This is a genomic window from Rhodonellum sp. (genome assembly GCF_030656585.1).
Taxonomy (GTDB): domain Bacteria; phylum Bacteroidota; class Bacteroidia; order Cytophagales; family Cyclobacteriaceae; genus Rhodonellum; species Rhodonellum psychrophilum.
The window spans coordinates 1-19,885 of record NZ_JAUSPP010000032.1 but is presented as its reverse complement, the minus strand read 5'-3'; the positions used below and the strand labels follow the sequence as shown (position 1 = coordinate 19,885).

The following is a 19,885-nucleotide window of genomic DNA, read 5'->3' as shown; positions in this document are numbered from 1 at the left end:
CCGAAAGAAAATCAGACTATTGGGAGAATGCATCCCGACACCAATAGAGTGAAAACATGAATAGTAAACAATCAATTGATTATCAGTCAGGTTTATTATTCGATTGAGTTCGAAATGCATATAACGGGTTAAAGTTTTAAAGCAATAAAAAAGCTGCCCTGATCAATCTCAGGGCAGCTTTTTAAATTCCGATCAGCTTTTTGACTCAAAATGGGGGCAAGTCATTGTATTTACTCGAAAACCCCACTTTTTTTGCAGGATCAACCTAGATTCACCAAGCTTTCCTCCAGCGCTTTGATTTTCGCTTCGGCATCTGCTTGTTTTTTCCTTTCGATTTCAAGGACTTGGGCAGGAGCGCCGCTCACAAATCGCTCATTCATCAATTTTTTCATCACCGTGTTCAAAAATCCACGGGTATATTCCAATTCTTTCTGGATGTTTTCTTTTTCGGATTCCACATCGACTTGACCGATCATGGGAATGAAACATTCATCGGATTTGACGATAAAACCGAGTGAATTTGCCACTTGATCCCCAAACTCCAGTTTGGAAAGGTTGGCCAGTTTCTTAAGGACCATTTCAAATCGAAGGTACAAATCCGGCTGCTGTGTCTTGATGGTCAATTCGAAAGCTTCTTTCGGGGAAATCCCCTTGGAGGCGCGGATATTTCTGATCTGCGAAACCACCTCAAAAACCTGTTGGGCCTCCGCAATGGTCTGGACATCAAAAGATTTAGGGGATGGCCATTCTGAAACGATCAGTGCATCTTCGGTATTTCTTTCCTTGATTTGCTGCCAAATCTCTTCCGTGATAAAAGGCATGAAAGGATGAAGGATTTTCAGGATGTCCTCAAAAAACAAAATCGTCCTTTGGTAGGTCGCCGCATCAATGGGTTGCTGATAAGCAGGTTTGATCATCTCCAGGTACCATGAACAGAAATCGTCCCATACCAGTTTGTAGCTGGTCATCAGGGCATCGGATATCCTGAACTTGTTGAAATGATCTTCTATTTCGGTCAAGGATTCATTGAACCTGTTCTCAAACCAATGGATGGCTGCTTGGTTTTCCTGGCCATCCAATTCTGGATCAATTTCCCAACCTTTGACCAAACGGAAAGCATTCCAGATCTTGTTCGCGAAATTCCTTCCCTGCTCGACCAATTTGTCATCGTAGGGAAGATCATTGCCGGCAGGAGAACTGAAAAGCATGCCTGTTCTGACGCCATCAGCGCCATAAATTTTGATCAATTCAAGAGGATCAGGCGAATTGCCAAGGGATTTGGACATTTTTCTTCCCTGTTTGTCTCTTACAATACCTGTCAGGTACACATTCTTAAAGGGTTTTTCGCCCATGTATTCATATCCCGCGATGATCATTCGGGCAACCCAGAAAAACAGGATTTCAGGGGCTGTCACCAAATCATTGGTCGGGTAGTAGTATTTGAGGTCTTCATTCTTTTTTCCTTCGGAAAAAACTTTGGCATCAAAGACAGAAATGGGCCATAACCATGACGAAAACCAAGTGTCCAATACGTCTTCATCCTGAACCAGATCTTCAGATTTGTAGGCGATTCCGTATTTTTCATTTGCGATTTCCAAAGCCTCTGACTTGGATTGAGCCACTACATATTCCCCGTTGGGAAGGTAATAGGCGGGAATTTGATGCCCCCACCAGAGTTGTCGGGAGATACACCAGTCGCGGACATTTTCCATCCATGAGCGGTACATGTTCTTGAATTTGGGCGGATGCAATTGGATAATATCATCCATGACCGATTGAAGTGCCGGTTTGGTGATGTCTTCCATGCTGAGGAACCATTGCAGGGAAAGCTTTGGTTCGACAATGGCATTGGTCCTTTCGGAATGCCCGACATTGGATTTGTATTCTTCCACTTTTTCGAGTTGCCCGATTTCCGCAAGCATCTTGCTGATCCTTTTCCTTGCGATAAAACGGTCTTCCCCGATCAGGATTTGGGCTTTTTCATTGAGGGTACCGTCATCATTGAGGATGTCGATGACTTCCAATTTGTGTTTTATCCCCAGTTCATAGTCATTGATGTCATGTGCCGGCGTGACTTTCAGACAGCCCGTTCCGAATTCCATGTCCACATATTCATCTTCGATGATCGGAATGGCTCTGTTGATCAGGGGAATGATTGCTTTCTTTCCTTTGAGATGGGCAAATCTCGGATCGATGGGATTGATACAGATCGCCACATCTGCCATGATGGTTTCAGGACGGGTGGTAGCGATGGTCAAAAACTCGTTTTCAGTTCCTTCGATATTGTATTGTATATAATAGAGTTTCGATTGGATTTCCTTCGTGATTACTTCATCGTCAGACAAGGCAGTTTTGCCTTGAGGGTCCCAATTGACCATCCGGATGCCACGGTATATCTTTCCTTTTTTGTGGAGGTCTACAAAAACACTGATCACGGCTTCACTCAGGTCGGGGTCCATAGTGAATTTCGTACGGTCCCAATCACAGGAAGCACCCAATTTTTTCAACTGCTCCAGGATGATTCCCCCATATTTTTCTTTCCACTCCCAGGCATATTTTAAAAACTCTTCTCGGGTGAGGGATTTTTTGTCAATGCCTCTTTCTTTGAGCATGGAGACGACTTTGGCTTCCGTTGCGATGGAGGCATGGTCAGTTCCCGGCACCCAGCAGGCATTCTTACCTTCCATACGGGCCTTTCGGATCAATACATCCTGAATGGTATTGTTGAGCATATGTCCCATGTGGAGCACTCCGGTGACATTCGGAGGTGGGATGACAATGGTGTAGGGCTCCTTGGTATGATCCACTTTGGAACTGAAAAATTTATGCTCCATCCAATAGGCATACCATTTAGACTCTGTTTCTTCAGGATTGTATTTTGTAGCGAATGACATATGGGCTTCTGAAAATTTAAACTTCGAGTCGCAAAATTAACAGAAAATTTTTATGGAAGGGAGTAGAATGGAATTTACGAACCTTGAATACTGGTAAACAATTGCTTTTTTCTCCGAAGGCTATTCTCAAATAGGGGAAGTAGGCGAGTCGTTGAATGAAATCTTTTGATATGAAATATTCAGAACGCCCTCTTGACAAGGTAGAAATGGTGAACAAAAAACAAATTTTAAACAAAATCACGATTTGGGTATTCCTCCTCACAAAAATGAAATTTCAATATTTTTTTTTGGTTAGGCTCTCTTTGGATTCATCGGTGGAGTCTGTAGTTGTTTGATCCAGTTATGCATTTATGATTTTATCTTCAACATTAAAACCCTAACTTTACCCCGCAACAAATTTTTACAGATGAGTGACCAGAATACGACGCCCATGAGCAGCTGGGTGCAAATTCCGAAGAATTCGGACTTTACGCTTTACAATTTACCCTTTGGGATTTTCAAGAGTAAGCGGCTTTCTCCCAGAGCTGGAATTGCCATCGGTGATAAAATCGTGGATCTTTCAGTATTGCACGACGAAGGATTTTTCTCCGATATCACCCTTCTTCCCGAAGGTATATTTTTGGGAGATTCCCTGAATAGCTTTATAGGCTTGGGAAAGCAAGTTACCAGAAAAATCAGGGAAAGGGTTCAGGACCTTTTGACGGAAGAACAAGAAAAATTGAGGGAACACCAGAGCCGCGGAAAAGCGATGGTGAACAGGAAGGAAGCACAGATGTTGCTCCCTGTAAAAATTGGGGACTATACGGATTTCTACAGCAGCATTGAGCATGCGACGAATGTGGGAACGATGTTTAGAGATCCCGACAATGCATTGCTTCCCAACTGGAGGCATCTGCCTGTAGGTTATCATGGTAGAGCTTCATCCATCATTCCTTCAGGCATCCCGATCCATAGACCAAAGGGTCAATTTAAGGATCCGGATATGGAGAAACCCGAATTCGGTCCTTCCAGAAGACTTGATTTTGAACTTGAGCTTGCATTTGTGACCGGCAAATCCACCAAAATGGGGGATAGCATCAGCACCGAAGATGCAGAGGACTATATTTTTGGCTTTGTGCTGTTCAACGATTGGTCTGCAAGGGATATTCAGGCTTGGGAATATGTGCCTTTGGGTCCATTTTTGGCTAAAAATTTCGCTTCCAGCATTTCCCCATGGATCGTGACTCTGGAAGCATTGGAACATTTTAGGGTGGAAAATCCAAAACAAGAGCCGGAAGTGTTGCCTTACTTGAAATGCAAGAAAGACCATGGTTTTGACATCAATTTGGAAGTTTATATCCAACCTGCAGACAAAAAAGCGACCAAGGTCTGTACCTCCAATTTCAAACACATGTATTGGAATATTGCCCAGCAACTTGCCCATCAGACGAGCAATGGCTGCAATATCAATATCGGTGATTTGTATGCCTCGGGAACCATCTCAGGCAAAAGTCCCGATAGCTACGGCTCCATGCTCGAGCTTTCGTGGAAGGGAACAAAGCCTGTTGTCTTGGAAGAGGGCGGTGAAAGGAAATTTATCGAAGATGGAGATACGGTGATCATGACTGGCTACTGTGAAAAAGGCGACATTCGTGTAGGTTTTGGAGAGGTTTCCAGTCAGGTGCTTCCCGCAAAATAAGGATACACTATTCTATCGGTTGTCGCTTTTTGGATTTAGAAAGAATATCAAACCTTGTCTGTGTAGATAGCAGACAAGGTTTTTTTATGCCTTTTGAGGGCTACTCCGTCGAATACAGCCTTCTAGCCAAATATTCCACACACCGTGCCGCCAATCTTGCCGTAGCATTGTCCTGATCGAAGGTCGGATTGAGTTCCACCACATCCACACTGATCAGCTTCTTGCTCTTTGCCAAATAATCCAAAACCTTCAATGCCAGTTCGGGGCTGAAACCCATAGGGGAGGGGGCGCTGACACCTGGCGCATAGGCCGATGAAAAACCATCGAGGTCAATGGACAGCATTACCTTGTTTACCTTTCCCAAAAAAGCATCCAAGTTATTTTGGATTTGACCCCAGTTGGAAAGGGTGAAATCTTCCATGTCCATCCACCAAGTCCCCGTTTTTTTAGCAATTTCAAACAGTTCTTTGGGATTGGCGGGACTTTGTATGCCAAGGCAGAAATAATGAAATTCCAGATTGGAAGCTTTGGCTCTTTCAAAAAGTTGCAAAAAAGGAGACCCAGAATGCCCTTTTCCTTCCAGCAAGGGTCTCAAATCGAAATGTGCATCCAGATTGATGATTCCGAAGGATTCGTTTTTTTGTTCCAAATAATCCATTACTGCACTTCCATGGGCAAATGCCAAGTCATGACCTCCTCCTAGAAGAATTGGAAAATGGTGGTTTTTTAAAAGTGAAAAAGTTGTTTCCTGGAGCAATTGATGTGCGGGTTCCAAAGCTTCTTCCAGAACAGAAATATCCCCATAATCCAGGATTTTAACATTTTCAGGAAGGTGAAAAGCCATACTTCCCATCATTTTTCTGATGGATGCGGGGCCAAATTTTGCTCCAATTCGGCCTTGATTCCTTCTGACACCTTCATCGGCGGCGTAACCCAGGATAGCAATTTTTTTTACCCCATGCGCGTCCTTTATCTGCAGATTATCGAGACACTTTACTGCCTGATGCCAATATTGAACTGAATCGGCAGCTCTTCCTTTCCAAGTGTCGGGATCTGTTTTTTTGTGGAGGGCTTTCATCATGAATGGAGGGTTTTGGATTTTGATTTCAAGGTGTTTTTAAAATCGGAGTTCTCCTCAAAAATAGGCATTTGAATCCCATTTCAAATCCAAGAATTTAAGATTTAAATAAATATATCGCTTGCGATATAAAAGAATTTGCTATATTTGTATCGCAAGCGATATAAAATTTAAACAGAATTGAATTATGGCGATTACATTTTATGATTTTTCGGCAAAGAACCTTCAGGGGACTGATATTGACATGTCAAGCTTCAAGGGGAAAACCGTATTGGTGGTGAATACTGCGAGTCAGTGTGGATTGACACCGCAATTTGAGGGTTTGGAAAAATTGAACCAGAAATACAAGGACAAGGATTTGGTGATTTTGGGATTCCCCTGCAATCAATTTGGCAATCAAGAGCCTGGAGATGCAAAGTCCATTGCCGATGGATGTCAGTTGAATTATGGGGTAAGTTTCCCGATGTTCTCCAAGATCGAAGTCAATGGGAAAAATGAGCATCCGATATACAAGTATTTAAAGGGTGAGTTGGGCGGACTTTTTGGGTCAAAAATCAAATGGAATTTCACCAAATTTCTAATCAGTGCCAATGGCAAGCCACTCAAAAGATTTTCGCCCATTACCAAACCGGAGAAAATCGATCAGTATTTGGAAAAAATATTGAAGTAAAAAAAGACAATAAAAACTGCTCATTTTAAATCAAAACCATGAAAATTGAGACTTTAGACCAGAAACACCTCAAGACCAATCTTGCCCAGAACATCGCCAGAGTTATTTTAGGAGGATTTCTGGTGATGGCAGGGACGAGTCACCTTTCTTGGAGCCGTGCAGAGTTTTTGGCACAGGTTCCATTTTGGCTGCCAATCGATGCGGACCTGGTGGTTATTCTTTCCGGCGTGGTTGAGATAATCTTGGGACTATCCCTGCTTTTTTTTACTTCTAGGCGCCGGGAGGTAGGTTGGGTTGTGGCGGTCTTCTTCGTCCTGATATTCCCAGGCAATATCTCACAATACATGAACGGCATAGATGCCTTTGGCCTCGATACAGATCGTGCCCGTGCGATCCGATTGGTATTCCAACCTGTCCTGGTGCTATTGGCGCTTTGGTCAACGGGAGCCTGGCAAGCTTGGAGAAAGCAACAATCAGGGGATTGATGCTTGTTTTTTCTAACTTTGCCTGATAGGTTTCCCTAGAAATAGCTGACTTGGTTTCAAAACCAAGTCAGCGATATATAAATTTAAATGCGTTCAGCCATCATTTGCCAAAGTTTGAAATGGTTTGATTTTGCTGAATGATATCTAAAATTACCATGGAACAATTGAAACTTGACAATCAGATTTGTTTTCCTTTTTACGCGGTTTCCAGATTGATCACCAGGGAATACCAACCCCATTTGGATCGGCTTGGGATTACTTATCCCCAGTATTTGGTGATGCTGGTTTTGTGGGAAAACGATGGCATCTCGGTGAACGAGATTACCCAAAGGCTGATTTTAAATACCAATACCATGACGCCATTGTTGAAAAGAATGGAAGGATTGGGGCTGATTTCCAGGATGCGTTCTGAAGAAGATGAGCGAAAAATCATCGTCAGCCTGACCGAAAAGGGGAGTGCAATGAAGGTTGAGGCAGGCTTAATTCCAGAAAGTCTGATGTCCAATGTCTCCCCAGAAGACATCAATGTGGAGGAATTGCTTGCGATTAAAGACAAACTTCAGGAATGGATTGAATATTTGAAAAGGAAGTGATATTTGAGTTTTTTTTTTGGTTCAAAAATCGCAATTTCCCTTTTTCATCATCTCCGGAATCGTCACCTTCCTTTTTTTTATTTATCGCTTGATTTTATTTAGGGCGAATCCATTCCAAGTCTAGAAGGGTTCGGGAGATCCAGTTCTTGCATATGAATTAGGTCCTTGAATAAGGGAATCTGCCAAGGCATCATTAAAGAAAAGCACATCCTTTTGAAATACAGGATTGATTGAAAGAAAATTGACTTTTCTTGAAATTAAGTTTGAAAATATAAATAATTATTGATAAACTTAAACTAGATTTATTTGTGATGGATTTAGCACAGAAATGGTGGGAGGGTTGAAAAATTGTTATAATTGGGATAATTTACTCGGAGTGACAGGTCTTGCTGTAAGTGGTTGGGGTTTTGCATCTTTAACTTTGGCTGCTGCTGTGCCAGGAGGTGTTCTTTTTGTTGCTGCAGGAGGATTGGCTATCAGCGTAGCTTCTATAGCTTCATGTAACGGAGTAGCACCTAAAATATAAATTATTTTTTGGGGATTTAACATGGACATAATCATATTGAATCCCCAAAATATTATCTTATTTAAAAGATTTACAATGAACTTTAAAAAAACACACCTCTGGACAATAGTTGTTTCTTTGATCGTTCTAATTTTGTCGTGGATCTTATTTTTTGGTGAAAAGGTATTGCTTTCAACAGCAATTTTAATTTCATTAAGTATGATACTCACAATGACATCATTGATTATGGCATCAAAGAGAAGAATCGACAAGAATGTATAGGGTCCTGTGAAGTTATAAATTTGTGAGGGGTATTAAAATAATGTAGTTATTTATCCTTCTGATTGTGGTTTTTGGAAAATAATTTATTAGGAGACAGGAAATGTCACCAGTCCTGAATTATACTTGTATTGTTAAATAAATTATCAAAAAAAATAAATTTGTTATGAGAGAGTTTTAAGTATTGAAAGAATGGAGATTGTTAAAGGAGGTGACTCATTTTCTGAAATGATGTTTTATGCGACTGCATCCCAATATCATTTGGGTCAGTTGAGTAGTTCAAATGGATATTTTTCTTATCATGCAGCGGGTATAGGTTATTATTCAGCACGGCTAATGGTTTGTATGTGATACTTTAAAGCCGGTCAAAGATATTTTACCCGGTTTTATTCACTTTAAAATTTAATATGATGAAATTTAACTCCAAAAAAACTAAACTGATAATTTTATTTTTATTGTATTTTATAAATTTTTCTTTCTTTCAGAAAAAAGAATTAGACAGTAGAATAGTAGGGAAATGGACAAATATTTTTGCTAAAGATGTGCATGGAGAAATTATTAAAGATGATTTCTATAAGAAAGGATATGTGGATACTTTTTTAAAAAATGGTCAACATTTGATAGATCCAAATTTTTTAAGGGATGATTTGAAGCGCAATGGAATCAAAGAGCCTTTGGACTATTCTTTGATTCCTACTTTTTCGTGGAGGACCTTTAATGATCAAATCTTGGAAATTTCGGGAAGTGGAGAAACTCAACAAATCCGATATGGATTTTCCGGTGATACACTGTTATTAGGATATTCCAATGGGAACACAAGGTATTTGATTAAAAGGAAATAGTATCCCTTTTTTAATTGCCGAATAGAGGTGTCTTCTAAAAAATCAAAATGTTGTCCACAAAATGGGTTTGTTTTTAATATGTAGGTTATGGCTTTAAGCCTTTGAATTTGTAATCTTGGATACTTTTTTGAGTCCTTGCTAATATAAACTGTAATTTCTTTCAAATCATTAATTGAGTGATTTGTCTAGTTTATTCGAACTATCCTTCAATTTCATGATCTAAAGCTTCTTCGGAGGTAATATTGTTATCTTTAGAGTTTTTAAGTCCTTTTTCAATCTTTTGAATCAAAATTAGTTGCTCTACCAAATCATCTAAACTGAATTCCTCTGGAAGGCTTTCTAGCTGTTTTCTTATAAGTGATTTCGTTAGCGTAGCGTTAGTTTTTTTAAATTTATTTATTTTTAGTAGAATTTCAATGGGTTTTATCTACTATTTCCGGAATCGGCATTTTATAACTCTTCCTTTTTTCCATTTCTCCTTTGGTAGTAAATAAGGTTGTAACATATCTCCTGCAAGCTCATCTGGAAATATGATTCAAAGTAGCTTATCAATGTAAAAATATTTATTTTTATTATTCTAGACTCAAGGAAAAATGGGATTATTGAAATAAGGGAAAAACTGCACGACTTGATAGACAACGCAGATGACCGCTTGTTAAATTTGATTTTGCCATGATGGTAGGTGATATGAAGGATTATCAACTCAGTGAATCCCAAAAAAAATACTTGACCAAAGATTAGCTTCCCATGAGGCAAATTCTTTTACCTGTTCATCATGGCAGGAGGTGAAAATTAGGGTCAAGGAAAAGCGATGAGCTATTGATTGATCATCAAGACCGTGGCTGAATCAGATATATTTAAAATTGCGAAATGCTATTAGGAAAAGAAAGAAGGTTTAGGGTTTGAATTCCTTGAGGAACTGGGAAAGGTTTTTATTCCGGTATAGGAAAGTCCGATTCGGTTTGATCCATCGTTTTTTGTTTGCTGTACACTTTACTTTGGAAGCTGATAAAATATTCATGTTGGCTGTCTTAGGTTCGAATCAAGATTCAAACCTTTGGAGATAGCGAAATATTGGATAACCTATATGTTTTTTAGACCTGCCGTTTGTAGATTCGAAACCAAAGTTTTATCACCGTTATTAAAATTCAAATTCTTTTATATTCCTCCGGAATCGTCACTTTCTACCTAGGTTTAATGAGGGGCTCACACACTTCTTTGAAGAAAAAAATTAACTTTTTTAAGTATGGCTCTGTTTAAAAAATTTTGGGTGGAATTAAAAAATAAAGCCTTCGGTTTAATGAGAACCGAAGGCTTTTTAATTCTCTTACCAAAGTTGATGTTTGTCTGGCTTAGAGCGTGTGTTTTAAATTAAGTTTTCACCATCAATCATCAAATTATAGGCTTGGATTTATAATTAATTAACACCAGCAGCTTTCGCAGCATCGACAAACCCACGACCATAATATTCGTCGTTTCCTGGCTTGCCAAGATCTGTAGCAGTCTGGCTTAATTTTGCTCTTACTTGGGCAGGAGTCATGTTGCCACCATTCACTTCCATCATCAAGGCGACTACACCGGCGAGTGCAGGGGAAGCCATTGACGTTCCTTGTGCCCAGTTATAATTACCATTCGTTGTTCCTCTAACTGTACTAAATACCTGGTCAAATACTGCACACGTATTTGTTGCCGTGCGGTATGTACCAATCAATGTACAAGGAGAGTAATTGCCTTCAACAATTGCAAGGCCAACAGTACCACCTGGTGCAGCAAAATCTACCAATGATTTTCCAAAATCTGTATAATATGCAGGTTGGGAAAAGTTCATGTTTCCAAATACCCAACCCGTAGGGCCAGTTGAACTAATAGACAATACATGCTGATTTTGTGCAGGAAGTTTGAACAATTCTTTGGCATCATCATAATTGGTGGCACCATTACCCGCTGAGGCGATCACTGTCACACCATTTTGAGTTGCATATCGCGTAGCTCTGTCATAGGTTTTTTGCAATTCTCTAAAGAAAACTCTAAAGGCTGGATCTTTCCAATTATTTCTATAATCAATGGTTGCACCTAAACTCATATTGATGATTTGAGCTCCGCCTCCACCTTGGGAAAGTGGTGTGGCTGCGTATAATATACCATCCAATATCCATTCAAATGCACCAGAACCATTATGAAGCGACTTTACGCCGATAATGGTAGCCTTTGGAGCGATACCTACAACACCAAAACCTGAAGCGGCAACGATTCCAGCCACGTGTGTTCCATGCCAGAATGTCCCTATGTCTTGGTTGAAGTTAAATCCTGGAACTGTAGAAATAGAATTAGCAATGTCTAAGTTGGGAGCCAAGTCAATATGGGTTGAGTGAAATCCGCCATCGATTACAGCAACTCGCACACCTTTTCCTGTCACCCCTGCATCCCATGCTTTTGGAGCATTGATAGAAGCAGGAGCCCACTGCCACCCGTCAAAGAGAGCAGTCTTATAGTTGAAAGGGGTTCCAATTGCACTGGTTTCGACTGATTGTCGCGCTCTGGCGGCATCTAAGGTGGTCTCTGGTCCTACTAAATTTGGTTCCTCTGTATATTGTAAGATTAAATCCGGAGTGATGGATTCGATTCCACTGATACTGCTGGCTTTCGTATGGAAATCAGCTGATCTGGCGACAGCCACCGCTACACCGATTTCAGGATAGGTTTTTACAATTTCACCACCTGCATTTTGAATACTTCTCTCTAAGTTATTTGGTAAACTTTGACCTTTTGACAGAATCAAGAATCTCCCAGTGAAATCTCCTTGACGCATATTTGAAAAATCAGTCATTTCGGTGATCTCACTGAGATCGAATTGACTGATATTTAATCCTTCTTCCAAGATGGATTCCTGGATTGGATCTACTTGCATTAGGTCACTGTTACATCCTGCAAACAGTAAACTTGCTATCACAACTAAATGCGATAATTTGGGTTTTTTAAAATAATTCATAATAATATTTCGATTATTTTGATAAATGGTTAGAAATAAAAATTTTATGGGTTGTTTCAGTTTTCCATAGGCATTTAATCATTGATAATTTGAAACTGAAGAATTTAAAACAATTGAAAATAAGAAGATAATTTAAATAAAGTACTTTTTTTTGATTAAAAAGTGCATTTTTTTTATTTTGAACTTTAAAGAATTCTGAAATTAAAATTTCTTACATCCCTTTTTTGAAGAGATACTTCCAATTAATTGAGCGCTTTATCTATCCTCGATTCTTTAGTTAAAAAAAATGCAACACACGGGAAGTTGCTATAAATTCAAAAATCTTTCATCCACCATCTCCGGAATCGTCACCTTCAATTCCGGTGTCCTCTCCATCTCCCTCTTAATCGCAAACAAGGCTTCGTCATTTCTCGCCCAAGCCCTTCTGGCTATTCCATTGTTGACATCATAAAAGAGCATGGACTTCAATTTTCTTTCTGCTTCCATTGTGCCGTCCAGATGTAAGCCGAAACCGCCATTGATGACTTCACCCCAGCCCACACCACCGCCGTTGTGAATGGAGACCCAAGTTGCGCCGCGAAAACTGTCACCGATCACATTGTGGATGGCCATATCTGCGGTGAATCGACTGCCATCATAAATGTTGCTGGTCTCCCTGTAGGGGGAATCCGTCCCGCTCACATCGTGGTGATCACGTCCCAAAACGATGGATGAAGAGATTTCCCCGCTTTTGATGGCATCATTGAAAGCTTGGGCGATCTTGATGCGGCCTTCGGAATCGGCGTAGAGAATCCTTGCTTGGGAACCGACCACCAAATTGTTTTGTCCGGCTTCTTGGATCCATTTGATGTTGTCCTGAAGTTGTTGTTGGATTTCGGATGGGACCGTTTTTAGGATTTCTTTCAAGACTTTCAATGCGATTTGGTCTGATTTCTCCAAATCCGCAGGTTTCCCAGAGGTACAAACCCATCGAAAGGGGCCAAATCCAAAATCGAAACACATGGGTCCCAATATGTCCTGTACGTAGGAGGGATATTTGAAATCAATTCCGTTTTTGGCCATTACATCCGCACCGGCACGGGAGGCTTCCAGCAAAAATGCATTTCCGTAATCAAAAAAGTAGGTGCCTTTGGCCGCATGTCGGTTGATGGTGGCTGCCTGACGGCAAAGGGATTCCCTGACTTTGGTCTTGAAGGTTTCGGGATCTTTGGCCATCATTTCATTGGCAGCCTCAAAGCTTATATCCACGGGATAATATCCGCCAGCCCATGGATTGTGCAGCGAAGTTTGATCCGATCCAAGTTCGACGATCACGTTCTCCTTGTCAAATTTCTCCCAAACGTCCACTATATTTCCGAGGAAGGCGATCGATACCACTTCTTTTTTGTCTTGCGCTTCTTTGACCCTTTTAACCAAGAAATCCAGGTTGTCGATCAATTCATCTACCCAACCCTGTTTGTGCCTTTTCTGTGCTGCCTTGGGATTGATTTCTGCACACACAGTGATACATCCTGCGATATTCCCTGCTTTCGGTTGGGCGCCACTCATTCCACCCAATCCAGATGTCAAAAAGACCTTTCCTTTCGGATTGATTTCAGACCCGAGTTTTTTGCGAAAAGCATTCATCACGGTAATGGTGGTTCCATGAACGATCCCTTGTGGTCCGATATACATAAAAGATCCGGCAGTCATCTGTCCGTATTGGGTGACGCCGAGTGCATTGAATTTTTCCAAATCATCCGGTTGTGAATAATTCGGAACCATCATACCATTGGTGACGACCACTCTCGGGGCCTCTTTGGAAGAAGGGAAAAGTCCCATGGGATGGCCGGAATACAGGTGCAAAGTCTGGTCTTCGGTCATCTCAGAAAGATACCGCATGGTGAGCAGGTACTGCGCCCAGTTCTGGAAAACTGCCCCATTTCCCCCATAGGTAATCAGTTCGTGTGGATGCTGTGCCACTGCCGGGTCCAAGTTGTTCTGGATCATCAGCATGATGGCCGCTGCCTGTTGGCATCCTGCAGGATAATCTGATATGGGCCTGGCATGGATCTCATAGTCCGGCATGAAGCGGTACATATAAATCCGCCCGTAATTTATCAACTCTTCAAAAAATTCCAATGCTAGCTCAGCATGCCAGTTCGGCGGAAAATAGCGGAGGGCATTTTTTAGGGCAAGTTTTTTCTCTGCCGGAGAAAGGATATCTTTTCTTTTGGGTGCATGACTGATCTCTGAGTCATAGGCTTTTTTTGGTGGAAGCGTCCTCGGAATACCTTGGCAAATTTGTTCTTGGAAAGTCATTTTTTTTCGATTGAGAGTCTGCTAAATTCAAATGGGGTTGAGGGATTTTTCTTCGAAAACAATGGATTTAGCCCTTTGCTTTCCATACACATGAGCCTTTTTTCCATACCATCTCCGGTTTAAGTTTTCCCTGATGATAAGTGATGTCTTTGTAATCTGAGGTTTGGAAGAAAATGATGTCTGCCAATTTTCCCACGGCAATGCTGCCCCTGTCGGACAAGCCAAGCGCTGCTGCCGCCCGACAAGTGATTCCTGCCAAGAGCTCTGCATTGCTAAGTTTCTCGTACGTTCCAAGGACCGCCGCTTGCATCAGCAAATCACCCATCGGTGCCGAACCTGGGTTCCAATCCGAAGCGATGGCCAAAGCACCACCTGCATCCAGCAGTTTTCTGGCTGGCGTAAATGCCACTCCCAAACCCATCGAGGCTCCAGGCAAGGCCACTGCAATGGTATTTGAATTGGCTAATAATGCTATTTCTCTTTCTGTGCTGGCTTCCAAATGATCGGCCGAAATGGCGCCAAAAGCTACCGCAACTTCCGAACCGCCAACATGGAATTGGTCTGCGTGAACGGTGATATCCAATCCAAGGTCTTTGGCTTTTTGGAAGTAATCTGCAATGTCATCAGGGCTGAAAGCCGAGTCCTCTATGAAGGCATCGATCCGGTTGCTGAGGTTTTCGGATTTCAGGATTGGGAACAATTCATTGCTGATTGTTTCCAGGTATTCTTTTGCTGAACCCTCAAAATCCTTTGGACAGATATGGGCAGCAAGGCAGGTTGGAATCAAATCTGCTGCAGTTTCCGAATTTGCCTGTTTGATGGCATGGAGCATTTTGATTTCCTCGGATAATGAAAGCCCATAACCGCTTTTTACCTCGATGGTGGTGACGCCTTCGAAAAGGTGTCTGTTTGCTCTTTTGACGGTTCCTTCGACCAATGCTTCCAAACTGGCATTTCTGGTTTGTGTGACCGTATCCCAGATTCCTCCTCCAGCTTTGGCAATTTCCAAATAAGATTTTCCAGCATTGCGCATGGCAAAGTCATTTGCACGGCTTCCCGCAAAGCAGAGATGCGTATGGCAGTCCACAAAGCCTGGCAAGGCAACAAAATCCTCTGTCAAATAGACCATTTCAGCATCCACGGTCAATGCTTCGGGATATAAATCTTCATAGGGCCCAATTTTAAAGATTTCCTGATTTTTGATCAGAATTCCAGCTCCTTGAATCACCTGAAGTTGCTCGTCTCTCAATGCACCCTTCAATGGAAGATTTGCCAAAGTAACCGCTTGACGGATTGGCCCGATAAAAGTGAATTTGATTTTGGTCATATTTTTTTAAAGAACAATGTTCTAGTCTTGAGGATTAAGCAATGGTTCAAGTCTTCAGTTATGGTTCAAGTCTTCAGACTTGGACCATCTTCTTCCAGTCTTCAGACTGAATTTCTAGACTTCTTTCAGTTGTAAAACTGCTTTTTAAGTCTGACCCTACAGTCTGAAGACTGTCTTGAGTAGAGTCCAAGTCACCGCTTCGCTGAAGACTTGAACTAGGTTGGCGTTTCGCTGAAGACTTGAACTCGGTTAAAAGCGATCAAACTCCTCCGACCATTTTGTCTCCAATTCCAAACCTTCTCTTGCCGCGACTTCTTTTGCTAAAGTTAGCAATTCCCCACTTCGGATGATGTCAATGGCTATCTCCATGTCTTCATACATGAGCTGATCTTCGGTGACATGATGGATTTTGGTGCGGACGTGTTCATAGAGCGCGGTCATGATTTTGCCGGATTTTAAAGGCGCATGGAAATCCACCGCCTGTGCTGCACAGAAGAGTTCCACCCCAAGGATTTTCTCCACATTCTCAATCACCTGCAATGCCTTTCTAGCCCCGATACTTCCCATACTCACATGGTCTTCCTGTCCCAAGGAAGTTGGAATGCTGTCCGCCGAGGAGGGAAAACACAGCCCCTTGTTTTCACTTGCCAGTGCCGCAGTGGTGTATTGTGGAATCATAAAGCCTGAGTTCAATCCGGTTTCCTTGAGCAGCAACTTTGGGACACCCGGAGTATCTCCTTCCAAGGAAAGGTAGATCCTGCGGTCGGAAATGTTCCCGATTTCCGAAGCAGCCAGACAGGCATAATCCAAAGGCATTGCGATGGGTTGCCCGTGAAAGTTCCCGCCACTGATGGTATGGTTTTCGTCAAAGACCACGGGGTTGTCCGTGACGGAATTGATCTCGATTTCGATCATCTGTTTTAGATGCAGCCATGCATTTCGGGACGCACCGTGTACCTGCGGCATACAGCGTAGGGAATACGGATCCTGAACCCTTGCGCAAGCTGCATGGGAATGGACAATCTCAGAATCATGAAGTAAATTAAGTATGGACTGGGCTACATGTTGGTTTCCGGCGTAGGGACGGAGTTGATGCAGTTCGGTAGAAAAAGGCTTGATCGAACCCAATAACCCCTCGAGCATCATGGCACCTGTAATATCGGCATGGGCCAAAATATTGTAAAATCGATACACAATCATGACCCCAAATGCAGCCATAAATTGAGTGCCGTTGATCAAGGCCAAACCTTCCTTTGGTCCGAGGTGTATTGGCGCAAGGTCAAGTTGCTGGAAAAGTTTGGATGTTGAAATTATCTCTCCTTTGTAATGCACTTTACCCAATCCGATTAAGGGCAAAAACAAATGGGAAAGCGGTGCTAAATCTCCAGAGGCACCCACAGAGCCTTGTTTTGGGACGACGGGAATGATGTTGTTTTCGATGTGCCAAAGGATTCTATCTAAAGTACTTTCTTGGATTCCCGAAAATCCCTGGGTCAAGGCATGGGCTTTCAGGACGAGCATCAACTTTGAAATTTCAATCGGGATTGCCTCACCGAGACCGACTGCATGGCTTTTCAATAGGTTTTCCTGAAGTTTTCTGGTTTGCTCGGGTGAAATCATGGTGGTACAAAGCGGCCCAAAGCCCGTGTTGATGCCATAGACAGGTTTGCCTTTGCGCACTATTTTCTCGACCGCCAGACTGCTGGCTTTGATTTTATCACGGCTTTCAGTGGTGATGATGCCTTTGCTCTCTCCCCTACAAATGCCCAAAGCAATAGAGGAGGTAAGATGGTCTTTACCGAAGTGGAATGTCATCATCGTATGGTCAACTGGATTTTTATATTTACAAATCAAAAATAATACTTAGATTTAATACTTATAAATACCATTTTAATCAATGTTTAATAACCATGGGTTATCAAATAGCGCTCAGACATTTGGAGTATTTTAAAGCTGTAGCTGAAGAACTGAATTACAGAAAGGCAGCTGATCGCCTCTTTATCTCCCAACCGGGACTCAGTCGGCAGGTCAAGCAAATGGAGGAAATCTTGGACGTGGAATTGTTTTACCGGACCAAAAGATCAGTGACCTTAACAGCGGCCGGCGAATTTCTCAAAGGTGAAGTGGATTTCATTTTCAATCACCTGGAACTGATAACGCAGCAGCTCAAAAAAATAGATACAGGACAAATAGGGGAGTTGCGGATCGGGTTTTTGGGTTCGGCAGCACACCAGGTAATTCCCGATCTGTTGATCAGAATGAGCAAGAAATTTCCCGGAATCCAGACCAATCTTGAGGAACTCAGCAACCATCTTCAGATCGAGATGCTCGAAAAAGACAAATTGGATTTGGGCTTTGTCAGATTGGCCCGGGTGCCTGAAGGACTCAGTATGAAGGCGGTGCATCGGGATACGTTTTCACTGGTTTTGCCGCTTGACCATCCTATTGATACTACCAATTTCAGTCATATCGGACAGCTCAAAGAGGAGCTATTTATTCTTTTTTCAAGTGATTACAGTAGTCTTTATTTCGATAAAATCATGAGCATCTGCGAAGACAGAGGATTTACACCCAAAATTTCCCATAAGTCTGTCAACGCGCTGACCATTTTCAAACTCGTGGAATCAGGCTTGGGAGTGGCGATTGTTCCGACTTCTCTAAAGGAAGGATATGCGCTGAAAGTGAAGTTCATCGAGATCAAAGATATTCCACAGCATACCGAACTATTTGCCGTGTGGAAAACAGAAAACCGTAATCCGGCATTGAAGCATGTCCTGGAGGTGTTATGAGTGTATGTGATGATCAAGGATATTTAACTGGATTTGGGTTTGGTTTCCAAATGGGGTTGAAATTGCAAAAAAAAAATCAGATTTGATACCCAATTCAAGAGCTTCCAATATTCTAATTCACATAACCGTGGTCAAAAAAACCGAACTTTTCCCGTCAAGTTCTGAGATAGATTTCAAATCTTCAAATAAAATGGAAATTTCCAAAGTTTAGATAACTTTGGTCAAGGTCTTGAACTTGATTTAAATTGAGGGGAATCGTTTATATATCATTTTCGAATTCAGATATTGCCGTAAAAAACTAAACTCTTTAAACTCAAAATTCTATTTTTACAAATCTCAAATTTCAAGTCTAAATCCCAAATGTCGGGTAAATGTCGGGTTTTATCCGTCCCAAATTCGGATTGGTTTTGTGAAATTCAACTCAAATTGCGATGGTAAAACAAACGATGATCACGATGAAACAACCGGAATTGGGCCAGAAAATTCTAGAACTGAGAAAGGCCAAAGGACTCACGCAAGAGAACCTTGTAGAACTGTGCAGTATCAATGTCCGAACTATCCAAAGGATTGAGGCAGGGGAGGTTACTCCTCGGTCTTATACCATCAAAGCCATTTTGGAAGCACTTGGATATGATTTCACCAATTTACAAATGGAAAGTGAAGAAAAATCAGTACCATCCACAGGTGATAAATCAAAAGCTTCAAAATTCTTGATTAAAGCCTTTTTTATTGGGATTGTGTACTTTTTATTGGCCTTTGTGGAAATGGCTTTTGACTTTATGTTGTTGGAAAGCGGGGAACTCTCCGTTTCGAATGGCTGGTATTTCGCCGTTAAAGTAGCGATAATCCTTACTTTTTCATTTTTTATAATGGGCTTCTATAAACTGAGTATTTTAATCCCCAATAATTTGATAAAGGGCGGTTCCATTTTTCTGATTGTTGGAATCGTAATTTCAAACAGCTTTGATATGTTTGCAGTTTTGCATCCCGTGATTTCAATAGAAATATTTCAAATCGCCAAAGCCATAGTTTTTGGAGCCCTTTATTTGGTTTTTGGCATTGGATTGATCGGTTGGCAAAAGCAGTTTGGACCTATTGCTTTTGTTGGTGGATGTTTAGGGATTCTCTCTGGAATCATGTTTATTTCCGTGGTTTTGGTTCTTCCTGGTTTGGTGGTGTTCACCATATTTGAAACCCTTCAATTGATTCTGCTTTTTAAAGCAGCGGAGCATCTTGAAAATCCCAAATCCCAAACTGAATCAAATGCCGTTCAATGGACGAATTAAACCCGTTTTATGCATGACAAACACCATTTAATATTTTAATTTACTGATAATCAATTAGGAGTTGACTATTTTTGACTTCACCCTATTGGTGTCAGGAATTATTCTCCCAATAGTCTGATTTTCTTTCAGTTTCAATCCCATTTGGAAACCTAATGCATATTTCGGGTTC

14 protein-coding genes are annotated in these 19,885 nt (G+C 41.5%); 7 read left to right on the top strand and 7 right to left on the bottom strand.

The genetic code is table 11. The features are described from left to right. Positions 1-260: 260 nt before the first annotated feature. Entirely contained in the window at positions 261-2,894 is a 2,634-nt protein-coding gene (locus Q7J63_RS09700; RefSeq protein ID WP_304885727.1) for a valine--tRNA ligase, read from the bottom strand. Between the two features lie 430 nt (positions 2,895-3,324). On the opposite strand from Q7J63_RS09700, the gene fahA reads away from it, so the two are divergent. Beyond that, positions 3,325-4,572: a fumarylacetoacetase gene (fahA, locus tag Q7J63_RS09695; protein WP_304885740.1), complete on the top strand. Its 1,248-nt coding sequence runs from the start codon at positions 3,325-3,327 to the stop codon at positions 4,570-4,572. A gap of 100 nt (positions 4,573-4,672) precedes the next feature. On the opposite strand, the gene hutG is transcribed toward fahA, so the two are convergent. Next, positions 4,673-5,653: a formimidoylglutamase gene (gene hutG, locus Q7J63_RS09690; RefSeq protein ID WP_304885725.1), complete on the bottom strand. Its 981-nt coding sequence runs from the start codon at positions 5,651-5,653 to the stop codon at positions 4,673-4,675. A gap of 184 nt (positions 5,654-5,837) precedes the next feature. Between hutG and Q7J63_RS09685 the strand changes: the two genes are divergently transcribed. From Q7J63_RS09685 to Q7J63_RS09675, 3 genes are all read left to right on the top strand, one after another. Next, a complete protein-coding gene (locus Q7J63_RS09685) occupies positions 5,838-6,320 on the top strand; it encodes a glutathione peroxidase (RefSeq protein ID WP_304885723.1) in 483 nt (160 codons plus the stop codon). A 38-nt stretch (positions 6,321-6,358) separates the two neighbouring features. Beyond that, positions 6,359-6,805: a hypothetical protein gene (locus tag Q7J63_RS09680; RefSeq protein WP_304885721.1), complete on the top strand. Its 447-nt coding sequence runs from the start codon at positions 6,359-6,361 to the stop codon at positions 6,803-6,805. A 155-nt stretch (positions 6,806-6,960) separates the two neighbouring features. Continuing rightward, on the top strand, positions 6,961-7,398 hold the full coding sequence (locus Q7J63_RS09675; protein ID WP_304885719.1) for a MarR family winged helix-turn-helix transcriptional regulator: 438 nt from the start codon (positions 6,961-6,963) through the stop codon (positions 7,396-7,398). A gap of 351 nt (positions 7,399-7,749) precedes the next feature. Here Q7J63_RS09675 and Q7J63_RS09670 read toward each other — a convergent pair whose 3' ends face one another. Continuing rightward, positions 7,750-8,133, bottom strand: coding sequence for a hypothetical protein (locus tag Q7J63_RS09670; protein ID WP_304885717.1), 384 nt, complete (start codon positions 8,131-8,133; stop codon positions 7,750-7,752). A 456-nt stretch (positions 8,134-8,589) separates the two neighbouring features. Here Q7J63_RS09670 and Q7J63_RS09665 point away from each other — a divergent pair, with 456 nt between their 5' ends. Beyond that, on the top strand, positions 8,590-9,024 hold the full coding sequence (locus Q7J63_RS09665) for a hypothetical protein (protein ID WP_304885716.1): 435 nt from the start codon (positions 8,590-8,592) through the stop codon (positions 9,022-9,024). Positions 9,025-10,441: 1,417 nt separating this feature from the next. On the opposite strand, the gene Q7J63_RS09660 is transcribed toward Q7J63_RS09665, so the two are convergent. From Q7J63_RS09660 to hutH, 4 genes are all read right to left on the bottom strand, one after another. Continuing rightward, entirely contained in the window at positions 10,442-12,013 is a 1,572-nt protein-coding gene (locus tag Q7J63_RS09660; protein WP_304885714.1) for a S8 family serine peptidase, read from the bottom strand. Positions 12,014-12,319: 306 nt separating this feature from the next. Further along, the gene (locus Q7J63_RS09655) at positions 12,320-14,314 is read right to left on the bottom strand and encodes a urocanate hydratase (RefSeq protein WP_304885712.1); all 1,995 of its coding nucleotides are present in this window, start codon (positions 14,312-14,314) and stop codon (positions 12,320-12,322) included. 67 nt (positions 14,315-14,381) lie between these two features. Then, the gene (hutI, locus tag Q7J63_RS09650; protein ID WP_304885710.1) at positions 14,382-15,641 is read right to left on the bottom strand and encodes an imidazolonepropionase; all 1,260 of its coding nucleotides are present in this window, start codon (positions 15,639-15,641) and stop codon (positions 14,382-14,384) included. 249 nt (positions 15,642-15,890) lie between these two features. After that, positions 15,891-17,459, bottom strand: coding sequence for a histidine ammonia-lyase (hutH, locus tag Q7J63_RS09645; RefSeq protein ID WP_304885708.1), 1,569 nt, complete (start codon positions 17,457-17,459; stop codon positions 15,891-15,893). A 92-nt stretch (positions 17,460-17,551) separates the two neighbouring features. On the opposite strand from hutH, the gene Q7J63_RS09640 reads away from it, so the two are divergent. Further along, positions 17,552-18,430 (top strand): LysR family transcriptional regulator, encoded by an 879-nt coding sequence (locus Q7J63_RS09640; protein ID WP_304885706.1) that lies wholly within the window; start codon positions 17,552-17,554, stop codon positions 18,428-18,430. Between the two features lie 431 nt (positions 18,431-18,861). After that, positions 18,862-19,716 carry a helix-turn-helix domain-containing protein gene (locus tag Q7J63_RS09635; RefSeq protein WP_304885704.1) on the top strand — a complete coding sequence of 285 codons (855 nt, stop codon included), beginning with the start codon at positions 18,862-18,864 and terminating at the stop codon, positions 19,714-19,716. The last annotated feature ends 169 nt before the right edge of the window (positions 19,717-19,885 follow it).